At 37.5% G+C, this 22,447-nt stretch carries 26 protein-coding genes; 10 read left to right on the top strand and 16 right to left on the bottom strand.

Features of this window, described 5'->3' with window-relative positions; genetic code table 11:
- Positions 1–34: 34 nt before the first annotated feature.
- From EOK74_RS03180 to EOK74_RS03165, 4 genes are read right to left on the bottom strand one after another with little or no spacing between them, the layout of a single operon-like run.
- Positions 35–604: a type IV pilus modification PilV family protein gene (locus tag EOK74_RS03180; protein ID WP_133468457.1), complete on the bottom strand. Its 570-nt coding sequence runs from the start codon at positions 602–604 to the stop codon at positions 35–37.
- Positions 605–614: 10 nt separating this feature from the next.
- A complete protein-coding gene (locus tag EOK74_RS03175) occupies positions 615–1,685 on the bottom strand; it encodes a hypothetical protein (RefSeq protein WP_133468456.1) in 1,071 nt (356 codons plus the stop codon).
- Positions 1,686–1,737: 52 nt separating this feature from the next.
- Positions 1,738–2,367 (bottom strand): prepilin peptidase dependent protein B, encoded by a 630-nt coding sequence (locus EOK74_RS03170; RefSeq protein ID WP_133468455.1) that lies wholly within the window; start codon positions 2,365–2,367, stop codon positions 1,738–1,740.
- The gene (locus tag EOK74_RS03165) at positions 2,361–2,879 is read right to left on the bottom strand and encodes a prepilin-type N-terminal cleavage/methylation domain-containing protein (protein WP_133468454.1); all 519 of its coding nucleotides are present in this window, start codon (positions 2,877–2,879) and stop codon (positions 2,361–2,363) included. Before EOK74_RS03165 ends, EOK74_RS03170 begins: the two co-directional genes overlap by 7 nt.
- A 107-nt stretch (positions 2,880–2,986) precedes the next feature.
- Between EOK74_RS03165 and EOK74_RS03160 the strand changes: the two genes are divergently transcribed.
- A complete protein-coding gene (locus EOK74_RS03160; RefSeq protein WP_133468453.1) occupies positions 2,987–3,400 on the top strand; it encodes a type IV pilin protein in 414 nt (137 codons plus the stop codon).
- Between the two features lie 14 nt (positions 3,401–3,414).
- On the opposite strand, the gene ispH is transcribed toward EOK74_RS03160, so the two are convergent.
- The 6 genes from ispH to murJ form a co-directional block, all read right to left on the bottom strand.
- Positions 3,415–4,359 carry a 4-hydroxy-3-methylbut-2-enyl diphosphate reductase gene (ispH, locus tag EOK74_RS03155; protein WP_133468452.1) on the bottom strand — a complete coding sequence of 315 codons (945 nt, stop codon included), beginning with the start codon at positions 4,357–4,359 and terminating at the stop codon, positions 3,415–3,417.
- A gap of 50 nt (positions 4,360–4,409) precedes the next feature.
- On the bottom strand, positions 4,410–4,856 hold the full coding sequence (gene fkpB / locus EOK74_RS03150) for an FKBP-type peptidyl-prolyl cis-trans isomerase (protein ID WP_133468451.1): 447 nt from the start codon (positions 4,854–4,856) through the stop codon (positions 4,410–4,412).
- Entirely contained in the window at positions 4,849–5,343 is a 495-nt protein-coding gene (gene lspA / locus EOK74_RS03145; protein WP_133468450.1) for a signal peptidase II, read from the bottom strand. The genes fkpB and lspA overlap by 8 nt, the downstream gene beginning before the upstream one ends.
- Entirely contained in the window at positions 5,336–8,155 is a 2,820-nt protein-coding gene (gene ileS, locus EOK74_RS03140; RefSeq protein ID WP_133468449.1) for an isoleucine--tRNA ligase, read from the bottom strand. The genes lspA and ileS overlap by 8 nt, the downstream gene beginning before the upstream one ends.
- A 46-nt stretch (positions 8,156–8,201) precedes the next feature.
- Entirely contained in the window at positions 8,202–9,128 is a 927-nt protein-coding gene (ribF, locus tag EOK74_RS03135) for a bifunctional riboflavin kinase/FAD synthetase (RefSeq protein ID WP_133468448.1), read from the bottom strand.
- A gap of 190 nt (positions 9,129–9,318) precedes the next feature.
- Complete coding sequence (gene murJ / locus EOK74_RS03130; protein ID WP_133468447.1) at positions 9,319–10,875, bottom strand: murein biosynthesis integral membrane protein MurJ; 1,557 nt, start codon at positions 10,873–10,875, stop codon at positions 9,319–9,321.
- A gap of 327 nt (positions 10,876–11,202) precedes the next feature.
- Between murJ and rpsT the strand changes: the two genes are divergently transcribed.
- Positions 11,203–11,466 (top strand): 30S ribosomal protein S20, encoded by a 264-nt coding sequence (gene rpsT / locus EOK74_RS03125; RefSeq protein ID WP_133468446.1) that lies wholly within the window; start codon positions 11,203–11,205, stop codon positions 11,464–11,466.
- A gap of 94 nt (positions 11,467–11,560) precedes the next feature.
- Here rpsT and EOK74_RS03120 read toward each other — a convergent pair whose 3' ends face one another.
- The 3 genes from EOK74_RS03120 to EOK74_RS03110 are packed head-to-tail and all read right to left on the bottom strand — an operon-like array spanning position 11,561 to position 13,118.
- On the bottom strand, positions 11,561–12,007 hold the full coding sequence (locus EOK74_RS03120) for a flavodoxin domain-containing protein (RefSeq protein WP_133468445.1): 447 nt from the start codon (positions 12,005–12,007) through the stop codon (positions 11,561–11,563).
- A 21-nt stretch (positions 12,008–12,028) separates the two neighbouring features.
- Positions 12,029–12,775: a tRNA pseudouridine(65) synthase TruC gene (truC, locus tag EOK74_RS03115; protein ID WP_133468444.1), complete on the bottom strand. Its 747-nt coding sequence runs from the start codon at positions 12,773–12,775 to the stop codon at positions 12,029–12,031.
- Between the two features lies 1 nt (position 12,776).
- Positions 12,777–13,118, bottom strand: a complete 342-nt coding sequence (locus EOK74_RS03110; protein ID WP_275404650.1) for a YqcC family protein — start codon at positions 13,116–13,118, stop codon at positions 12,777–12,779.
- Between the two features lie 91 nt (positions 13,119–13,209).
- Between EOK74_RS03110 and EOK74_RS03105 the strand changes: the two genes are divergently transcribed.
- Entirely contained in the window at positions 13,210–14,226 is a 1,017-nt protein-coding gene (locus EOK74_RS03105) for a DUF3549 family protein (RefSeq protein WP_133468442.1), read from the top strand.
- A gap of 6 nt (positions 14,227–14,232) precedes the next feature.
- Positions 14,233–14,538: a DUF3301 domain-containing protein gene (locus EOK74_RS03100; RefSeq protein WP_133468441.1), complete on the top strand. Its 306-nt coding sequence runs from the start codon at positions 14,233–14,235 to the stop codon at positions 14,536–14,538.
- A gap of 635 nt (positions 14,539–15,173) precedes the next feature.
- Here the strand turns inward: EOK74_RS03100 and EOK74_RS03095 are convergent.
- Both EOK74_RS03095 and EOK74_RS03090 read right to left on the bottom strand, forming a co-directional pair.
- Positions 15,174–15,821, bottom strand: a complete 648-nt coding sequence (locus EOK74_RS03095) for a GNAT family N-acetyltransferase (RefSeq protein WP_133468440.1) — start codon at positions 15,819–15,821, stop codon at positions 15,174–15,176.
- Positions 15,822–15,941: 120 nt separating this feature from the next.
- On the bottom strand, positions 15,942–16,310 hold the full coding sequence (locus EOK74_RS03090; protein ID WP_133468439.1) for a DUF3192 domain-containing protein: 369 nt from the start codon (positions 16,308–16,310) through the stop codon (positions 15,942–15,944).
- A gap of 173 nt (positions 16,311–16,483) precedes the next feature.
- Between EOK74_RS03090 and EOK74_RS03085 the strand changes: the two genes are divergently transcribed.
- Positions 16,484–16,780, top strand: coding sequence for a hypothetical protein (locus tag EOK74_RS03085; protein ID WP_239023992.1), 297 nt, complete (start codon positions 16,484–16,486; stop codon positions 16,778–16,780).
- Here the strand turns inward: EOK74_RS03085 and syd are convergent.
- On the bottom strand, positions 16,757–17,311 hold the full coding sequence (syd, locus tag EOK74_RS03080) for a SecY-interacting protein (protein WP_133468437.1): 555 nt from the start codon (positions 17,309–17,311) through the stop codon (positions 16,757–16,759). The genes EOK74_RS03085 and syd overlap by 24 nt on opposite strands.
- A gap of 127 nt (positions 17,312–17,438) precedes the next feature.
- Here syd and queF point away from each other — a divergent pair, with 127 nt between their 5' ends.
- From queF to EOK74_RS03055, 5 genes are all read left to right on the top strand, one after another.
- Positions 17,439–18,278: an NADPH-dependent 7-cyano-7-deazaguanine reductase QueF gene (gene queF, locus EOK74_RS03075; protein WP_205964474.1), complete on the top strand. Its 840-nt coding sequence runs from the start codon at positions 17,439–17,441 to the stop codon at positions 18,276–18,278.
- 45 nt (positions 18,279–18,323) lie between these two features.
- The gene (gene ppnN / locus EOK74_RS03070; protein WP_133468436.1) at positions 18,324–19,682 is read left to right on the top strand and encodes a nucleotide 5'-monophosphate nucleosidase PpnN; all 1,359 of its coding nucleotides are present in this window, start codon (positions 18,324–18,326) and stop codon (positions 19,680–19,682) included.
- 108 nt (positions 19,683–19,790) lie between these two features.
- Complete coding sequence (locus EOK74_RS03065) at positions 19,791–20,165, top strand: DUF3192 domain-containing protein (RefSeq protein ID WP_133468435.1); 375 nt, start codon at positions 19,791–19,793, stop codon at positions 20,163–20,165.
- Positions 20,166–20,185: 20 nt separating this feature from the next.
- A complete protein-coding gene (locus EOK74_RS03060) occupies positions 20,186–21,934 on the top strand; it encodes an HDOD domain-containing protein (protein ID WP_133468434.1) in 1,749 nt (582 codons plus the stop codon).
- Between the two features lie 179 nt (positions 21,935–22,113).
- On the top strand, positions 22,114–22,419 hold the full coding sequence (locus EOK74_RS03055) for a ComEA family DNA-binding protein (protein WP_239023991.1): 306 nt from the start codon (positions 22,114–22,116) through the stop codon (positions 22,417–22,419).
- The last annotated feature ends 28 nt before the right edge of the window (positions 22,420–22,447 follow it).

The following is a 22,447-nucleotide window of genomic DNA, read 5'->3' as shown; positions in this document are numbered from 1 at the left end:
TAGCAAAGAAGGGGGGATTTTCTCACTTAATGAGCTATGGAACTGAAGTTGAGCTTGAAGCTCTGTATAAAGCTTGAAAGCTATTTCCCATTGCAATAGGGATTACTACTCCAGACAGTAAAAATATTTTTTGAGATCCGCCCAAGTCCGTCCACTCTATAGTTACATTGATAGATTTCATGTCTGAATACTGAGGCTCAGGATCTGGGTAGCCTAGGTCACCACTTTTCACCCACATATCGCACAGGCCGTCAAAATCACTATCAATATAAAAGTATTCACTTACCTGCCAGCTAATAGTAAAGGAATGAGTCTGTGCCACATTATTAGCTGATAAAATAATATCTCTGTCTCCAAACGGTATGCTACCACCGGTATTGTCACCTATTATCGCATAACTGAAACTTGAGCCATCTAGTTGCTCAAAAAATTGAAGATCAGAAAGTTTATCTGCTGCTAGCCGAACCGCTATACTTCGTAAACTTAAATTAGAGTTGGCAACCACATATTGACTTTGCAATGTGACATAGCCTGTCACCCCTATAACAATGACAAGTGACGCAACCAGTACTTCTACCAATGAAAATCCCTTTTGATTGAACATAGTAGGTACTCTAAAAGTTGCTCCAACTACCAGGGACTTTAGCTAACATTTGCAAACTATCTAAACTAACTAATGCATTTGCAACCTGAGCATCATAAACAACACGAATAATGGTATTATGGATTCCCAGAGCATAGTTAGATGCAAGCCCTCCACTTATAAATGCCCCTGAATGCATATTCACCGATAAACTCAGAGCTGTGTAATTTGAACGAAAAGAGCACACAAGGCCATATACAATTGCATCATCCAATAAATTAATGTCGCCATCCATTACAACCAATACAACAGGTTCTGAAGGGCTACCTACTTTGATATTGAAATCTACTTCACAATCCCCCTCTATCCATATAAAGCCGTAGCTTGTATCTGTAAGTTGCTCACACCCAGAAAAAACAAATTTCGCTTCTGATTTTAGTTCAGACAAGTCTGTTGTTTCGATATTAAAAAGATACTCCGACAAACTAAGTGGAAAAGTCATCGAAGATTCAGCTAGATCACTAGTTTGCATTAGGTAATCTGAAAGAGTCGAAGTACTACATGTCCCCTGATCAAATTCATTTTTTAAGCATGAATGATGATCGCTGGACGTAAAGTCAATGGGTAAATCAGACCAAATACTTAAAGGCTTGCCTACTCCTAATCCATCCGGATTAGCTACAATCTCAATTTCACCTTCATTTACTACCCCTCCCTGCACTAGAATTGGTGAAATAAGACCATTGAACATTAATGGGTAAATTAAAACTTGCTGTTGCGTTTGTGCGGAAGCTAAGCCATCTGGAGAAGAACCATAGGAAGTCAAACTAACCAATATTCTATTATTAGATATTGTTTCTACTGCTCCATAAACAGCTATAAACCCATCTGAAATTATTGCTGTATTTGATATTGTTTTAATGAGACCTTTATCTGCATTTAACAGAGCTATGACTCTTTGTAGGCCTTCCTCTGATTTCGCTTTTGCTAATATTTGACTTTGTTCATTAACAACAATTTTATGTTCAAAATTTTGAATCTTGCCCGTATAGAGTGTTACCAGGCTTACAATGACAAGTAACAAGGTAACTGTTAATAACACAATTGCTCCACGCTGCAGCCTTAAGCCACATAAGGCTTTTGATGTTGAGCAACTAATCATAATTTTTAATACTGACACTTAGTGCAGCAGTGCGAGAGAGATCTGGATCGCTAAGTAGCTCAGCCTCCAATTGGATGGTTACCCTAGTTTGTTCAATATTCTTATCATCAATTTTACTTGTTTCGAAACTCAGTGTGTTTACCTTAATAAGTGTAGAATCGGTGAGGTCTTGCCAGCCACCTTTATCACATCCAAGGCCATCAACTCTCATTTCTATAGCATTGTTTCTTAGTCGGTAGCCATAATTTTCGTTTGTATTTATGACATCTAATTTCCCATTTTTATTTCTGTCATAGGCAAAGGTAATACAACTATTAGCTGACTCATTATCGTACTCAGACAAAGCCACTGATTTGTGGAAAGGGTTAATAAATGCGGTTGGATCGTCTAATAACTCTTTCGTAAAAGCTTGATAACCAGCCCTTCCCAAATCTTGGCTTACCACGGCCAATACTGCATTTATTTCTGCATTCAACCTAGATTTGGTCATTAATTGACTATTTAACGCAATACCATGCCCAACTAGAGATGACATTGCTGTCATCGACGCAAACCCTAAACCAATAGAGATCATTAACTCAACTAAGCTATTGCCATTTTGTTTAGATTTTTGACTTAACATTTTGCATACCCTCCCCAGGCATTATTGACAGAACATATTCGTACTCTCCCCATATTGCTTAAGATAAGTTTTAGTTCATTGAGACCATCTGAAAAAACCAGTGACCCCGCATGACCCATAGACAGCCCTCTGGCAGCATCAAAAGTAGTGAGTTGCAACTTTCCAAACTTAAGTTGCTGCATTGAAATAAACCCATAATCACTAGCATTGACTGAATAATCGATATCATCAACCAAACACTGCTTAGTGATTAGGCAATCACACTCTCCGACTGTACTCAAGGCGACACACCAATCATCCCCTTCTCTAAAAGAAATGGAGATATCTACACCTTTAGCAATGGCAAACGAGCGAGCTTTTTGAAAAGCAAAATAGGAGGTTTCAGCAGCTCCTTTTAACTGCAATGTCTTTTGAGCACTATTGATACTTGGTACCCCAAGTGTCACTAATAAGGCAAGTATTGAAATCGTAACTAGAAGTTCGAGAAGTGTTAAACCTTGATATTTAAACATAACAAGCGTCCGTACTTAGTGCTTACAAAAAATAAGCCTATAATTTATTCATTCCATTAAATAAACAGTAGTTCAATTTTTGAAAAAGGCATAACTAAGGAACGGAAATGTCACTTAAGCAAAGAAAAAGCTCAACCGATGTAAGTCCCTCAGAGATTTCAATAAAGGGTATGACCTTACTAGAATTAATGTTTGTGGTTGTTATTATTGGCGTAATGGCAATATTCGCTTACCCCTCTTTTAACAACCAGATACTAATATCTAGGAGAGGAGATGGCGTCACACAGTTGTTACAATTAAAGATTCAACAAGAAGCGTTCAGATTGGAGAATATTAGCTACGCATCAACAACAGAGCTAAGCTTGCCTGTCAGTGAGTATTATAAGTTTAGTGTCAGTAATGAATCAGCTACAGCATATACACTGACCGCTACAGCCATTAACGGCCAAGTCGAAGATACCCAATGTATAAATATTAGTATTGACCAATCAATGCTAAAAACACCCAAGGAATGCTTTTAAAAAGACTAATTCTATTAGGTTATTTGTTTCACTCTTAACTCTTTTGGCACGGCAAATTCGATGTTCTCTTCACGACCAGCTCTTTCGGTAGCACTTGTGGCTCCCCACTCTTTTAGTCTATCGACTACTCCTTGTACTAAGACCTCTGGAGCAGAAGCTCCTGCAGTAATACCAATATTCTCAGAGTTTTCTAGCCATTCTTTCTGAATACAGTTTGCGTCTGCAATTAAATGAGCTTTGGCACCAATTTTTTCAGCTAACTCTCTTAAACGGTTAGAGTTAGAACTATTTTGAGCACCAACCACCAACAATAAATCACAATCAGATGCCAACTCTCGAACCGAATCTTGCCGATTTTGCGTCGCATAACAGATATCATCTTTTCGTGGTCCCTGAATCGCGGGGAATTTCGCTCGTAAAGCGTCAATAACATCAGCTGTATCGTCTACAGACAAAGTGGTTTGACTACAATAATACAATTCAGCTTCATTTTTAACCCTCAAATCAGCCACATCAACGGCAGACTCGACTAAGTAAATCCCACCTTCAGCATTAGCATATTGCCCCATAGTACCCTCTACTTCTGGGTGGCCATGATGACCAATTAAGATACATTCAATACCTTTCTGGCTGGCTCTCATCACTTCCATATGTACTTTTGTTACTAGAGGGCAAGTTGCATCAAATACTTTTAAGCCTCTAGAGTCAGCTTCAATCCTAACTGCTTGAGATACACCATGAGCAGAAAAAATAACAATACAATCATCTGGCACTTCTGACAATTCATCCACAAATACAGCACCGCGCTCTTTTAAACCATCAACTACAAATTTATTGTGGACCACTTCGTGGCGCACAAAAATAGGAGCAGGGAACATTTCTAGGGCGCGCTCAACTATAGTTATCGCTCTATCAACACCAGCGCAAAATCCTCTTGGATTTGCCAAATGAATGTGCATTTGTATTCCTCAATAAATAATCAAAAAAGTGAGTGTCAACTCAAAAACGTTTAATTAACCGACAATATTTCCACATCAAAAGTGATGACTTGTCCTGCTAATGGGTGATTAAAATCAACTGTCACTGAGTCACCAGTCACTTCCCTAACAATACCTGGCAGTTCGCTTCCATCTGGTTGGGTAAAAGCGATAATCATACCCTCTTCAGCAGGTGTATCAGCGCTAAATTTACTGCGCTCTAAATGATGTATATTGTCTGGGTTCGGTTGGCCAAAAGCGTCGTTAGCTTCTAAAGTAAAAGATTTCTTATCACCAGTATTCAATCCTAATAAACAGGCTTCGAAATTAGCTGTTAAATTGCCATCTCCCATCACTAGTTTTGCAGGTTTATCGTTAACTCTGGTACTATCAGCGGCCGAACCATCAGCTAATTTCAAGTCAAAATGTAGCACTACTTCGCTACCTTGAGTAATGGCATTGTTGCCTAGATCAGTCATGTTTTTCCTCTTTATTCTTAAACATATCAATAAGCAATAACAGAGCGCCAAAGCATATTGCACTATCGGCTACATTAAAAGCAGGCCACTGCCATTGCTGATAATACAGCACTAAAAAATCCACCACATACCCCAATATCAAACGGTCGTAGGCATTCCCTAGAGCACCACCTATAATTAGACTAAAAGCCACTGGAACCATTATTTGTGGCTTAGTAGTTTGTTTTAACCACCAAAGAACAAAGCCACTGACCGTGAAAGCTATCACTGTAAAAAACCAACGCTGCCAGCCATTTGCATCATGCAAAAAGCTAAAAGCAGCACCATAGTTATAGACGTGAGTTAAGTTAAAAAAAGGTAAAATCTGAATCGCCTGATATAACTCAATATTTTTTAATACTAACGCTTTGGTGAATTGATCTAAGCCAATTACCAAAACTGAGATCCATAAAAATCGCCAGCCTGTTTGTGTAAACAAATTAAGCATATGAGCGTTTTTCACCATCCCCTTCCACATTATCTACACAACGAAGACAAAGCTCTGGGTGGTCTGCATTTTGGCCCACATCTTCTCTGTGATGCCAACAGCGACTGCACTTTTCTGCACTAGATACAGCTACATCCACCCACAGACCTTGTAATTCAGTCTCAGATCCCCCTGTAGGAGCCTCACTCACTTCAACTACACTTGCACCAGAGGTAATTAAGACAAAGCGTAATTCATCTTCTAACTTACTAAGAGCCGCAAATAAATCGCTGGTAACATATAAAGTAACTTCTGCCTGTAACGACCCTTTAATATTACCTTCTTTACGCGTGGCCTCAATACAACGGTTAACTTCATTTTTAACCATTAAGACTTGCTGCCAAAAAGCGTTATCAAACTCACTGTCGAGCTTAACTTGCTGTAAGCCTTCATACCATTTTCCAGTAAATACAAACTCATCCTGTTGCCAAGGCATTTCTTGCCATAACTCTTGAGCAGTAAAACTAGTAATTGGAGCCATCCAGCGAACTAGGGCTTCAATAATATGATACAAAGCGCTCTGACATGAACGACGAGCATGGCTATCACTCTTAGCTGTATACTGTCTATCTTTAATGATATCTAAATAGAAGCTACCTAACTCTATTGAACAAAATTGCATTAATTTTTGAGTAACAACTAGCATGTCATACTTTTCGTAAGCGCCAATAATATCTTGTTGAATATCGTGCACTCTACCCATAACCCACTTATCTAACTCAACCATATCTTCAATGGCAACCAAATCTTTCTTAGGGTCAAAGCCGTTTAAGTTAGCTAATAAAAAGCGAGCGGTATTGCGGATACGGCGATAAGCATCTGCAGAACGATTTAAAATTTCATCAGAGACAGCAATCTCACTACGATAATCAGTCGAGGCTACCCACAAACGTAAAATATCAGCCCCTAATTTTCCAGTAACATGCTGTGGAGCAATAGTATTACCAAGAGATTTAGACATTTTTTTACCGTCACCATCAACTGTAAAACCATGTGTTAACACTTGTTTATAGGGGGCCTTACCTTTTGTGGCAACAGATGTCATCAGTGAAGACATAAACCAACCTCTATGTTGGTCTGACCCCTCTAAATACAAATCTGCAGATGCAGGGATGTCATCTCTGGCGTCAACAACAAAGTAGTGTGTTACACCTGAGTCAAACCATACATCTAGGGTATCGGGTACTTTAACGAAAGTTTCAGCGTCTTCTCCAAGTAGCTCTTCAGTGTCTATATCCCACCAAGCTTGTATACCCTTTTTCTCAACCAACTTTGCAACATGTTCAATTAGTTCATCTGTACGAGGATGCAAGTCACCCGTGTCTTTGTGCACAAATAATGCAATGGGTACGCCCCAAGTACGTTGACGAGAGATACACCAATCAGGGCGTCCAGCTACCATAGTTTCAATACGGCTTTCTCCCCATTCAGGGATCCACTGAGTATTATGTATTTCTTTAATAGACTCTTCACGTAAGCCATTTTTATCCATGCTCACAAACCATTGTGGGGTCGCACGGAAGATAATAGGGGTTTTATGACGCCAGCAATGAGGATAGCTATGATTGTAGACATGATGATGTAATAACGCGCCATGCTCTTTCAACACTTCGACTACATGATCATTAGCTTTAAATACATGCTCTCCAGCAAACAACTCGGTACCCTCTAGGTATACACCATTTGCTCCAACAGGGTTAGCGACTTCTAAGTCATAATTTTTACCAACATTAAAGTCATCAACACCATGGCCTGGAGCGGTGTGTACACAGCCAGTACCAGACTCAGTAGTGACGTGGTCACCTAAAATCACAGGTACGGTAAAGTCGTAAAAAGCATGGTTAAGCTGTTGAAGCTCTAAAGCTTTTCCTTGACATAAACCCAGCGTCTCATATTTTTCAAAACCAAAGCGCTGCATACAATCAGCGACCAAATCAGTAGCTACAATTAATTGCTCGGGACCTTTCTCATCAACCACTTGAATCAAGCTATATTCTAGCTCAGGGTGAACACACACAGCTCTGTTAGCTGGCATAGTCCAAGGAGTAGTTGTCCAAATAACAAGAGATACGCTTCCTTCGCCATTTGAACTTCCAAACAGACCACTTATTGCATTTGTATCGACTGCTTTAAACTTTACGTCTATAGAAGGAGAGTTCTTATCTTGATACTCAACTTCGGCTTCTGCTAGCGCTGAACCGCAATCGGTGCACCAATGCACAGGTTTAAAGCCTTTCTCTAAATGGCCTGAACGCACGATAAGCCCTAGCTCACGGATAATGTTAGCTTCAGATGTGAAGTCCATGGTTTTATACGGTTTATCCCATTCACCCAATACACCAAGGCGAATGAAGTCAGCTTTCTGACCAGCTATTTGCTTTTCCGCATAGTCACGACATTTTTGTCGAAATTCGGCTGCCGTCACTTTTTTACCTGGCTTACCTACTTTTTTCTCAACCATTAACTCAATAGGCAAACCATGACAATCCCAACCAGGCACATAAGGTGCGTCAAAATCAGATAAAGTCTTAGACTTGACAATAATGTCTTTTAATATTTTATTTACCGCATGACCAATATGAATATCACCATTTGCGTATGGAGGGCCATCATGCAATATAAAGGGAGTATTTCCTTTTTTGGCTTCTCGAATTTGCTGATATAATTTTTTTTCTGTCCATTGCTTGAGCATTTTTGGCTCGCGCTGAGCTAACCCTCCACGCATTGGAAAATCTGTTTCAGGCAAATTCAGGGTATGTTTGTAATCACTCATTGTTGGTTAAATCCAAATTGGTCAATGTAGTTAAAAATTTAAGCTTTTAAGAAACACCTAGTATTACTTTGGCTTCTAATGCGTCTTTTTGTATTTGTTTGTGAAGTAACTCAAAAGAATCAAACTTCATTTCTTGTCTAATTTTACGAACCAAAGCAACAGAAATAAATTTTCCATATAGGTTTCCACTAAAACCAAATAGATGTACTTCTAGTTGCGAGCGTTGTCCATTGACAGTTGGTCTATGGCCGATATTAGCGACTCCCATATAAAACTTATCAGCAATCTGCACTTTAACTGCAAACACACCATTTACAGGTGCTTTGCAACGCTTTAGTAAAACATTAGCTGTAGGGAAACCAATAGTGCGTCCTTTTTTATCACCATGTAAAACTTTACCAGCAATACTAAAAGGCCTAGCTAACATCTGTTGAGCTAAATCAAAATCATCATGGTTTAACGCTTCTCTAATCGCTGTGGAGCTAATCCGATCATCTTCAACTTTAAAGCTTTGAGTACTGACCACATCAAATTGATATTGCTCACCTTCTTGTTTTAATAGTGCAAAATCACCAGTTCGGTCTTTACCAAAACGAAAGTCATCTCCCACAACAAGATATTGAACATTGAGCTTATTGACTAATAGCTCTTCAACAAAATGGTGGGCGCTGAGGTTGGCAAATGTACAGTTAAAATTCACAACCAGTAAACGATCAACTCCTAAACGCTTAAGTTGAATATATTTATCACGCAACAAGCTTAACCTTGCAGGAGCTTGTTCTGGTGTAAATAACTCTTCTGGTTGTGGCTCAAACACCATAACTGTTGCTGGTAAACCAAGGCTTCTAGCTTTAATGATCACCTGACTTAACACTGCTTGATGGCCAAGATGAACACCATCGAACTTGCCGATTGTTAACACACAAGCTTTGTGTTTATCACGTATGTTATGAATACCGCGGATTAGTTCCAATTAACGTCTCTAATTTGAATGCAGTCAAACCATAATGACTACAGGGAAAATATTAAAAGCGCGGATTATAACCGACTAAGCCATGATTGAAAGTGATAAGCAGCATGAATCAAGTTTTTTGAGCAATACTAATCAAATAAACCCTCTAAGAATAGATAATCACCGTCTGATATTGGTAAAAAGCGATATTTTATACTGCGATAAAACTTCTTTTTCTTACACCTAATAGCAATAATGAAATCATAAATACACTTCCACCAGCCACCACCAATTTAGTTAATTCGATGACCTTCATTAACAATGAGAACTCAAGCCAAGTAGTGATTTCAGGATTAACTTTAAATATTACAAGCGCCATTAGGCCACTCGAAAACAATATTTTTATCAATAACCAGATCGTTTTTGATGAAGCTTGGTATACCCCCTGCTTATGTAATGTTACATAAAGCAATAATGCATTCATACAAGCAGACAGTGAAGTTGCCATAGCTAAACCCACAAACCCAAAAGGCCATACCAAAATTAAATTAAACAACATGTTGGCTGCCATACACCAAATCCCAAACTTAACAGGCGTTTTAGTGTCTTGCCTGGAATAAAAACCTGGGGCAAGTACTTTAACTAACATAAAGCTCAGCAAACCAAATGAGTAAGCCTTTAGACTATGTGAAGCATAGGTTGCATCAAGAGGGGTAAACTCACCTCGCTGAAAGATAGTTAGCAACATAGGCTCTGCCAACATAAACAACCCCGCAGCGGCCGGAATACCTAAAAAGCAAACCATCTTAACTGCCCAGTCAATATTGTTGTTAAAAGACTTGCTGTCTTTACTTACATGATTTCGAGACAGTGTAGGTAAAATAACCGTAGCGATGGCAATACCAAACAGACCTAAAGGGAATTCTAATAACCTATCTGAATAATAAAGCCATGAAATCGCTCCCGTACCTAAGAAACTTGCAATCATGGTATCTAGCAACAGGTTTATTTGCCCAACAGATACACCAAATAATGCAGGGATCATTAACGTCCGCACTTTAATCAAATCAGGATCGTTCCAACCCCACTTTGGTTTTACTAATACGTTTGCTTTTATTAAAAAAGGGATGAGAAATAAAAGCTGCAATAATCCGCCTATAAACACCCCCCATGCTAGGGCAAATGCAGGCTCTGCAAAATGGGGGGACAAATATATTGCACAACTAATAATCGCCACATTTAACAAGACAGGGGTAAATGCTGCCATTGCAAATTTATTCAATGTGTTGAGAATAGCACCAGCTAAGCCTGTCATAGAAACAAATAATAGATACGGAAAGGTTATTTTTAACATCATCGATGCTAATTCAAACTTAGCGCCTTTAGGACCACCCTGCAAATGCTCGATAAACCATCCTGTACCGAATAACGCCGCCAATACAGGTGAAGCAATAACCCCAATAATGGTAACTATGGTTACAACTACACCAAGGGAGCCTGTCACTTTGGCGATAAACTCTCTTAAGTGATTCTCATCGCCTTCATTTTTGACATCAGTCAAAACTGGAATAAAGGCTTGAGCAAAAGCCCCTTCTGCAAAAAGTCGTCTTAAAAAGTTAGGAATTTTATTTGCAAATAGAAAAACATCAGCGTTCGCGCCAGCCCCCATTAAATTAGCGATAACCGCATCCCTAACCAAGCCTAGAATTCGCGAGATAAATGTCATAAAGCTGACAATAACTCCAGATTTTAATAACTTACGTGACAATCACTTAATTCCAATATACAAAAGTTCTATTATGCGGCAATTGACAGAACCAATCTATAGTGATTCTCGCCCCGTCAAGTTAACGAAATAATTTACAGTATTAAAATATATGCATTCAAAATTTTTATTATTTACAACAAAGAGTTAAATTGAAAAAAAGCAACATGGAAAATCTATGATAATGCTTAAAATTTATTGCCAGAATTATCACAAAGAATATTCATTACTATTTGTATATAAATAGCTCAAAAATGATTGACATTGGATAGCTTGTTCTCCATAATCCGCACCCTTGAATTTTGACTAGAATTTTTTGGGAGTTCCAACTTGGCTAACATCAAGTCTGCTAAGAAACGTGCAATACAGGCCGAAAAGCGTCGCCAACACAACGCTAGCCGTCGCTCAATGACACGTACATCTTTGAAAAAAGTAATCGCTGCTATCGCCTCTGGTGATAAAGAAGTAGCACAAGCTGCTTATAACGCAGCAACACCTTTGCTTGACCGTATGGCAACTAAAGGATTGATCCACAAAAACAAGGCTGCTCGTCATAAGAGTCGTCTGGCGGCACAAATCAAAGCGTTAAGCTAGAAATTTGTACGTATATTAAATTAAGCGCCTTAGGCGCTTTTTTTGTGCCTAAAAATGCAGATCTACAGTAAAATTGGTTGGTACTCTCAAGCGTTTATGGAAACTTAGCCATTATGGATTTTACCCAAGGCACCACTTCTATTTCCGGCTCCAGTGTTTCACAAGCATCAATCTCTAATATTTCAGCAATGGCCTCACCTTTTAACTCAGTTAATAGGCTAAATATTTTCTTTCCAGCAGCACAATAGCTATCACCGTAACTGCTATCACCTAAAGCAACTACTGCGAATGGCTTATGCTCAATCTCAATTTTTTGAACTTCTAAGTCATGTATAAAAAACTCAAGGTTGGGCGGTATATCTCCGTTCCCTGTGGTTGATGTAATAAAAAGCACATTAGATACTTTTGAAAAAGTAGCAATATTTGGATCTAAGAACACTTTTGCGGAGTAACCATTTGATGTTAATACCGAACCAACTGCTTCAGCTACATGTTGGGAGTTTCCATATACAGATCCAACAAAAATTCCTACATCTTTCATAAAGTAACCTTTAAGTTTATCTTATAGTTTGGATAATTCAGTTAATTCAGCTTGGCTGACTTGCCATGCTTCTAGTAGGTTAGAAAAGCCTTTATTCAATGGGCAGTGAAGTGACAAACTCTCCTGGCTAACTGGATGCTGAAAATGCATAGACTTGCATGTTAACGCCAATTGCCGCAATCCGTATTGCTCACGGACAAAACGATTATGTTTACCATCGCCATGGGTAGTGTCACCTAGGATAGGGTGATTGATATGGGCTAAATGACGCCTTAGTTGATGTTTTCGCCCTGTCTTTGGTGTTAGCTTAACTAATGAATAACGTGCCGTTGGATATCGGCCAACAGCAAAGCACAACTCAAACGCATGCAGTTTACTAAAAAAAGTTACCGCAGCTTGAGCCGGCTTATCTTGTCTCGACATTTTATCAGCTATTTTGTCTAACTTTTCTTTAAGTGCATAATCAATCTCTCCCTCATCCGCTACGTGCCCACGAACTAGGGCCAAATATGTTTTGGCTACTTTCTGTTTAAAAAATTGCTCCCCTAACGTTCTAGCCACTCCTGAAGATAAAGCAAACACCAACACGCCAGAAGTAGGTCTATCAAGACGATGTACAGGAAACACATGTTGTCCTATCTGATCTCTTAGTAACTGCATGGCAAACTGAGTTTCATGTTTATCAATTAAACTTCGATGTACTAATAGGCCAGACGGTTTGTTTATAGCTACTAAAAACTCATCTTGATAAATAATATCTAATTGCACTTCATACTCTCGACTCTCTTGAAAAACATTCAAACCATCTATCAATCTCTGCAATTACCAACAATACTTTCGACAAATGTGACCTCCCCAGAAAACTCTGTTCAGCCATAGGCATCAGTAATAAATTTTGGGGTAAGCTATTTCTTGAATTTACGACCATAGTCATTTTAGGAATAAAAATAAATTGTAACCAATGCTCAAAGGGAATTTTATCGCAAGCAAAAGGAGCCTGACTATTTAAGTCGACGTCAGATGGAGGAGCATCCGACCATAATAGTGCTAAAGTCATTTGCTTCTCTAATTTTTTAAGTAGAACTTCGACTTCTTTGTATCTACATGGCATGATCAATAACTTAAATATTTGCTTAAGCTGAATAGAGACTAAACTCTTGAAGGCTTTACAATCTAATTCTAATTTCAGTTGTAAGAATACCATGAGTCACATTAATACAATCAGTGAATTTTTACTACACGCAGGCACTGAGTGCCACGTGTTTGATATGGCAAGAGGGATAATAAGTGTAAATTCACAAGACTTTCTAGAAATAGAAAGCGCACAAAAACCAGCGCCTAGGCCAAGGCAGCAACATGCATGGTTCGGAATTATCTTCTTTAATAAATTAGCAAGTTCTGAACATTATATTTGGTTTATAAAGTTACCACTTGATGAAAAAGGCTTAGTGATTGAAGCAGGTAGACAACAATTCTTGCATATTGTCGTTGAAGCACTAGGAGAAACTCTTAACAATGAGAAGAACCCTAACAATCAACTTCCAGACAACCCTTTTACTTTTATTCCAGGACAGCAGCAACTGGCCGACTTTAATAGTTTATGTAAAACAAGACTAGGGCTACCTTTTTCTGAACACCTAGAAAGTACCGTTAAATACATCCAGCACTCACAAAATGAAGATTGGAGAAATATTCCACTACAAGGTATAGCAGACTTCTGCACCTCCCTTGAAACATTGCATTTTGAAAACTTATTGCTAACCAGTTTTGAGAATCTAGCCCCTCAAATTCAGAAAGCTTTGTGTGCATCTTTAGAGAACCATCAACTTAATTCAAAGCTTAGTCAACTGTTGATTGATTGGGGTTTGCAAGAGCCAAAAAATCTAGAGACAACTCTATCTGTAATTAGAGCATTAAGCCAAAGCCAAGCTAGGAGCCAAGTTAAGGATTATATTTTTTCTATACTGAAAGGTCATTTGGGGAGAGACAACACCATTTTAATGCTGATTGCAGCCAGACATTGGAAACAACTGGCGGATGCAAAAATTTTAAAGTTATATATAGAAAACTTGGCACAAAATGATGCAGCTTCTTTTATTGGGCTGTACTCTGATTTGGTTCAGATACCAGAAACACGTCCTTCAATGTTAGCAATATTACGTTGGACCAATAAAAGCCCTAGCCTTACACAGGCAATAGGCAAAGTATTTGGACAATAATAGCTAATGAATCTGTATGACTTAATTGTACTTATTTTAATACTATGTTTTATTGCGATGTTTTGGCGATTCAGAGCTATATCCGAACAGGTAAAAGTATCATTGGAACACTACTGTGAGACACACAATATCCAACTTATTAGTGTAGCTAGGGTCAGTACTCGCATTAAAAGCTATCGAGGAAAACTTGACTTTCACACAGAGTTTTATTTTGAGTTTTCAGGCAATGGTGAAGATAGTTATCGAGGAAGAATATTAATGATTGGGCTACGCTCGGTAAAAGTAGAGACACCCGCATATAAAATTGATTAATTGTAGCTTTATTGAGTGTTTAAAATTGAAAAAGGCATAACTTGAAAATCAAGAAATGCCTTTTGGTAGAATTTTGAAGTTCCTTCTCAGCTATCCTTAGCAATATTGTCCTAAAAAATCCTTTTTTTACCCTTTCCATTACATCTCATTTATCCCAATGAGCCACTCCTCCTGAGTGTGTCCTTTATCCCTTCCATCCCTTTTTCCTTCAGGGGCGCTATCCTAGCGTGTCCATCTCCTTTAACTTGCCATCCAAAGCAAATCCTACATCACTGTATTCCATTCCTTTAGCTTTATTTCCCTCTAAAGCCCTCATCCTAAGTTCCCATCCTTTAATACTACTACCATGTAATATCTGCTTAATTCCTTAAGCTATCCTGTCTATCCTTATGTCATCCTGACTCGTCGTGTTTCCTTGTGACGAGTTAAAGATAGAGGATTTCTAAGAATTGACTACAAAGGATTTACAAAGAAAGTGAGAAAAAATGCTCTAACTCATTTGTATATTTTTATTTTATATAAAAAACAATGAGTTAATTAGCGTGTAAGTTAAAGACATTGTAGTATTGACGACTTATCTTACATCTCTGTACGAAATATCTTACACGGAATGGGCGAAAATCTTACAGTGCAGATTAGGACTTTCTATGGCGAAACATTAAATGCCCTTTAATATTTCCAAACTCTAATTCTTCAATCATAGAGTAGTTTCCATCTTCAAAAAAAGACAAGCATTTAGGCAAAGTCACATACATTCCTATGCCTTCGCTAGCTTTGTCATCTAACATGATTCCTTCTACAGCACTCATTAAAACATGCCCTAAACCTAAGTGTTGTTGATCAGGATGTACTCCAATTAAAGACAACATATGAAAATGATTTGCTGGAATGCGCTCCCTCACAAGCGACTCTTTTTCTACCATTTGCTTAGTACCAAAGTAACCTGCAGTCAGTAACATCTTCAAACGCCAATGCCAAAATCTACTTGGTGCTAATTGATTTTTTGGACTAACTAAGCAAGCCACAGCTATAAGTCTACTATCATCGAATAGGCCTATCATGGGCTGTTTAGCAACCCAAAATGCATGTAACTCCTCTCTGATTGCAGAACGTAAACGAGACTCATACCCCTCTTTGTCGTATTGAAAAATATCAACAAAGAGGGGATCGTCATGATAAGCAAGATAAAGAATGGAGGCTGCAATTTTCAAATCTTCAGCCGCTAAATAGATAGCCTTTATATTGCTAACGTCTTCTATTTTATTGTCTATTGACTTGCGCATATTTATAACCATTTACATTTTCTATAACTTTACATCATGGCCAGTCAATTGTTAACTAAATGTTATTCAGGAATAAATAATAAAACTATTAAACATAAGCTTACTGCATATAATCTATATCTAATTATTTATCATTTTATAAGCGCTATCCCCCCAACCTGCAAGAGCACCATTTTTAAAAACCAAAGGGGTGCACTCGTCTTTCTTAGTTACACCATCACCCTCGACTCTTTGGGTTCGATAATATAAAACCTGATAATGATCTCCGTTTGTTTTATAGAACTCATTAAAGTCGGCGACTCCCATAGTACTCAACACTTCTTCATAAGTGGTATCTGGCTGTAACCGAGACAAATGCTTACGGTTCACCTTTGCGCTATCGTGCCAAGATGAAGAGTTACCATAATCTCCATCTCCATCCACTGAAATAACACAACCACTCAAAAACATTGAAGTACACAAAGTTGTAGCAAGTAGTAATTTTTTCATTTTCAATTCCTTAATTATTAAATTTGTATAAAACGATAATTCGACAGTGCTATTCAAAAACAAAGCCAATTATGTAACCATTTGTTTTTTATATAAATATTGATAAGGTTAAGATAATTAGATAGGGTTAACTTAGTGATTAAAGTAAAAAATTAGGAAATTTGACCAACTCTATGAGTAATACTGATTATATTATTAACCTTTGCCATGATATGCAGCAACAAGGTAAAACGCCTTCAGTAGCATTAGTTCGGAGTACTGCTTCAATGCCTTTACCTATTCCCGATGTTATTAAAGCAATAAAATATTGGAAGGCTAACCCTGAATATCGACCCAGTGCTGAAAAAATAATATCCAAACAAAAAATACCAACTTCTCAGTCACTAGAACAAAGGGTTAGTCAGTTAGAACAACAACTAGCTCAGACTATTAACGAAATGACTGAGCTAAAGAGCAAAATTAGGCTCTAAACTATGAAGAAAAGAAGCTAAATTCGGTGCAAGAACTTCTTTGGGGAGCAGACCGACTTGCTCTAGCATTACCTCACCAGATTGATTATCTAATGTAATGATAAAATCATCATCATCGGTTAACCCAAAAAACAATGTTATAGGCTGTTTTAGCCTTTGCTTCATTAAAACGTGCCCCACTAAGTTCTGTTGTAACCGAACAAAGTCATCCTCATTCCAAGCTTGTAAAAGTTGTAGACTACCTTTGCTGGCTATAGCATTTAGGTTGTCACTCCAATATTCATTGTAAAACTCAATTAAATCTGTATGGATAGATACATTTAGCGCGCTCTCAATATCACTAAAATCACTTTTAAATGTGCGCTTAACAGGCTGCCATATTACTGGCTCACCTACCTCAGCTTTTGATACGTAACACAAGGACGGCCACTGTGGATCATATTCGATAGTTAATGATTCTGAAGATACGGATGCTTTTCTAAGATATTTTTCTACAAACTGACTTAATGCTACTGATACAGAGCCACTCATAATAAACCTAGGTCATACTAAATAAGCAACAATTTAACATCTTAAAGAATAAAAAACACATTGAGGTTTAGGAGCTATGTATCATAAGGTAAACTTAATAATATAGTTATCCAAAGTAAGAACAATCGTGAATATATCTGTTGATAAAGAAGCGACGCTAGCTTCACTAGGCTTAGGTAAAAAAACTGATTACCTAGAAACCTATACCCCCAGTTTACTCCAATCAGTCCCACGCAGTATGAATCGTGATGATTTAAACTTACCCAGTACTTTGCCATTTCATGGCTGTGATCGATGGAATGGTTATGAATTATCTTGGTTGAATCCAAAAGGTAAGCCACAAGTTGCTATTTTACAATGCGATATACCTGCTACAACTCCTAACTTAATTGAATCAAAATCCTTCAAACTATATCTCAATAGCTTTAATCAAAGTATATTTTCATCACGTGAATCAGTACAGGATGCAATACAAAAAGATTTATCGAATTGTGCAGGCGACTATGTAACAGTTAAAGTTCTGCCACTTGAGTTGTTCACAAACCTAACAATATCTAGTTTTTCTGCACTGAATATAGATGACTTAGATATTGAAATAGACAACTATAAAATGGACAGCTCTACCCTATACTCCGGTGGTGGCATAATAGAAGAAAAGCTCTGCAGTAACCTTTTAAAATCTAATTGTCTTATTACAAATCAACCTGATTGGGGAAGTGTTTATATTCATTACATTGGGCCTCAAATTAACCATGAAGGGCTATTAAAATATTTAATTTCATTTAGACAGCACAATGAATTTCACGAACAATGTGTAGAACGTATTTTCTGGGATATTATGCGTCAATGTAAGCCATCGAAACTCACGGTATATGCGCGCTATACTAGAAGAGGAGGTTTAGATATCAATCCATTTAGAAGTAATTTTGAGAATATTTCCCCAGAACAAAGAAACGCAAGGCAATAACCATTATCAATATGATAACTCAAAACAATTAATACAAAGGTGTGTATGAAAAGCATTCAATTGAATCCTGTAGGTGCAATGAGCCAGCTATCCCAATTAGAAGTAGATATGCTCAATCAATCTGCTGATAGTGAGCTCTACCAACTTTTTCGTGATTGTTGTTTAGCGGTTTTGTATAGCGGTGCAGAAATTGACAATAGTGACGATATTTTTTCACCCCATCATGACTTCAACGTTAACTTGATCATTCGCGAGCGTGGAGTAAAAGTCGAATTAGTTAATCCCCCCCCTCATGCTTTTGTTGATGGCCAATTAATTAAAGGGGTACATGAGCATATTTTTGCGGTGCTCAGGGATTTGCTGCATATGGGTACAAAATATTCAGCCCACTCCTTTAAAGAAAACCTTGATTCGAGTTTCATAACCCATAGCGTATTTGATATGTTACGCCACGCACAAGCAATTAAAAACACTGGAGAGCTAAACTTAGTTGTATGTTGGGGAGGCCATTCAATTGGTAATGTAGAATACCAATATACCAAAGAAGTAGGTTATCAATTGGGACTTAGAGAGTTAAATATTTGTACAGGGTGCGGCCCTGGAGCCATGAAAGGACCAATGAAAGGGGCAACTATTGCTCACGCAAAACAACGATATAAAAATGGAAGATATTTAGGATTAACTGAGCCGGGAATTATTGCTGCTGAGCCACCGAATGCCATTGTAAATGAATTAGTTATCATGCCTGACATTGAAAAGAGACTGGAGGCATTTTTACGTTTATCTCACGCAATTGTTATTTTCCCAGGGGGAGCTGGGACGGCAGAGGAGCTACTCTATATTATTGGCGTTTTGTTAGATCCTCAAAACTCAAAACAGATCCTCCCCATTATTTTAACTGGCCCCGAGGAAAGCAAAGCGTACTTTGAAGCGATAGATAATTTTATAGGTAAAACATTAGGGAGTGAAGCACAGAGTCTATACACAATTATAGTTGGCGACGCAGCTAAAGTGGCTTATACGGTGAAGCAAAAACAAAGTAGCGTAAGAGAATATAGAAAAACAACGGGTGACTCTTACGACTTTAACTGGTCATTGAAAATTTCATCGGACTTTCAACTTCCCTTTATTCCCGATCATGAAACTATGTCGACATTAAAACTTTATTTTAAGCAACCCAAAGCTGAGTTAGCAGCCGCATTGCGAAAAGTATTTTCAGGTATTGTATCAGGAAATGTAAAATCAGATGGGGTACAGTTAATACGAGAGCATGGTCCATTTAAATTAAATGGCGACAACCAGTTAATGGGTATGATGGATGAACTACTAACTTCATTTGTGGAACAACAACGAATGAAACTCCCTGGTACCAAATATATTCCATGTTATGTAATAAACAAATAATACCAGTATTATTATTCGGCCAAATTAACTAAAATTTGCGTTTAACTCGCTGTAAGCGATGCCTAAATTTTATATCATTCTGTAAATATACAAACTAGAAAGAAAAATATGAATAAAAAAATCGTAAATAGAATTGTAATGGGTGTATTTTTGTATGGTATTTTTGTTGTTGCGGTAATAAATCTTTACCCTGATAAACCAGAGGATATGGACTGGCAGGATAGAGAAGCATATAACAAAGTTCAGATATCCAAGCTTGAACTAGGGTTGCACAAAACAAACATATTGGAACTACTAGGCAGCCCAGATATTACTGAAGCTAAGCGAAATAATGACAAAGAGTTTCAAGTCATGTTTTACAGGACTCAACACATGCAAGCTGATGGGATAACTACTGAAGACGAATGTACTCCACTTTTATTTGAAAATAACGAATTGATTGCATGGGGTGATAATGCCTACCAGTCATTTATTGATGGATAAAGAATCGCTCTTAAACTGATATGGCTAATAATGATATAAAACAGCAATATATTGATTTAATTAGCCTTCTTAACTATTACGCAAAAAAACCAATTGATAAACATTTACTACAAAAGACCCATGTGTTCTGTAGTAACTTGTATGGGCTAGCTCAGGTGAAGTCTGATGAGGTGTTTGCACAGCCTAATTTATATAAGATAAAACTTCCTTACATAGTTAATATCACATTTAACGCGTGTATTTACACTTGTTTAGTAGGTGTCCGTAATAAGTTCGACTCTACACTTACAATACAGCTAATGTGCGCGTCCATCAGTTTCTATGCATTAAATCAAAACAAGCTAAATGATTTTTACCAAACTACTGATAGTTTATTAAAAACTCCAAAAGAAATAACTGGCCAGATAAACCCAAAGTTTAAGGCTCTGTTGCACCAGGTTAACCTTGCTCCTTGGTTAAGTGCTTACGAATTATCTGAAGTGATCCATAGCCCAAAGTTACCAAAATTAACTAATGTCAACTTAATAATTACAGCAACTTATCTAGCAAATAGAATTGCGATCCATACCACCCCAAATATTCGATATAAGCATCTAACATTCGGCACTACGTTAAAACACTTAGTTTCAAAAATACCTATGTCTTGGTATACATTAGTCGCTCCACTTTTGACATACCCAGGCCTATATCCCCCTGGCTGCTACATAAAACAAAAAAGCGGTGACCTAAGCCTTGTTATCGCAATAACTGAGGACTCATTAACAGCCCGCCTTATCAAGCCTACAAACGAACAAATAAATAAATTAGAAAAAATTAAAATTGAGGATATTAACCATACATATACCAGTCAACAACTTTCAAATTTTAACAAACTAAATGAATGGTGGAATGATGATCTTAATAAGTGGATAAAAACCCAAAGAACTGAAAACACAATTGCAGCATTCCCTAAAATTTTACCAATCCAGCACGCACCTGCATCTTTGTTGGTACTACAAGACCAGTTAACTTATAAAGATAGTAATATATCCGTTATCGAAAAAGCATTAGAAAATGACATGATTTATTCTCATCAAATATTGAAATCAGCTAAAGCAAATAACAGACAAAAACAAAAAGTACACTCCATTAAACATGCACTTGCTATGTTAGGCTTGGAAAATAGTGGTCAACTATTACTGCAATATTCATTAATGACTCGTTTGAATCAACAGCATTTCCCTTTACAGCAAAGCTTTTTAAACTTCAGTCAATTAATGGCAAACATTGCAAATGAGCTAGCTGTCTTAGCAAAGTTAGAGTCACCTGAAATGGTAAAATCACTTGTCTATTTCGCACTATCTAGGTTATATACTATGCCCTCATTCAGGTTGTTGACCCAATGGGAAATAGAGCATAAGACAGCTTTTAAGCTAGCCAGTCTAATTTGTCAGAAAGGAAACCAAAAACTACATGAAGATGCTATTTTGCTCGCAAAATCATGGCAACAACCCAGTCAATCTATACATTGTTTGCAAATTTGGGATGTTAAACCCAGTACCACTAATCAAATTCAAACCAATAAAATTGCTCATCTTTTAGGTTTGAGCCTAATTCTGGCCCGAGAATTATATATGTTGAACAAAGACTCCGATGATGCGACAACTGCCTATCGAAAAAAAGCCTGTAGAATATTAAAAATAACAGAGCAAGACTTAGTAAAAAGCAAAGAAAGAATACTAAGAACCAATGAAGTTATCGCTCAAATTAGTATAAAAATAGCAAGTTAACAGTCATCCATCTGCCCCAGCCAGCCTGAAGCCTTACCGTAAAAGAAAAAATACATGCTATATATTAGCAAGCTTTAATTCATGGAAATATAAGGTAAAAACTTTACCACATTAAAAACCTCGACTATGGTTAAATCGATGTATACACACCAACTATTTAATCAATTACAAGGAATTTAATGATGAATAAACACACAGTAGCTTTTCTCTTTAGTATATCAAGCCTACTCTTTTTACCTAGCTTTCTTCACGCGGCACCTGCAAAGAGCGAGGCTAGTCAGGTAAAAACTGTAAAAGTAAATATAAACACAGCTCAACTAGAGGAATTAATATTATTACCAGGTATAGGTGCGAAGAAGGCACAATCTATTATCGAGTACCGGACAAAAAATGGAAAATTCAAATCGTTAAATGAATTAACAAATGTAAAAGGTATTGGAAGTAAAATGTTACAAAAACTAGAAGGCAGAATAAAGCTAAATTAACCAGTAGACGTTAGAAATGCCGCCCATC

This window comes from Paraglaciecola marina (assembly GCF_004360155.1).
GTDB lineage: Bacteria > Pseudomonadota > Gammaproteobacteria > Enterobacterales > Alteromonadaceae > Paraglaciecola > Paraglaciecola marina.
The sequence above is the reverse complement of the archived record's forward strand: the minus strand, read 5'-3'. Positions and strand labels throughout refer to the sequence as shown.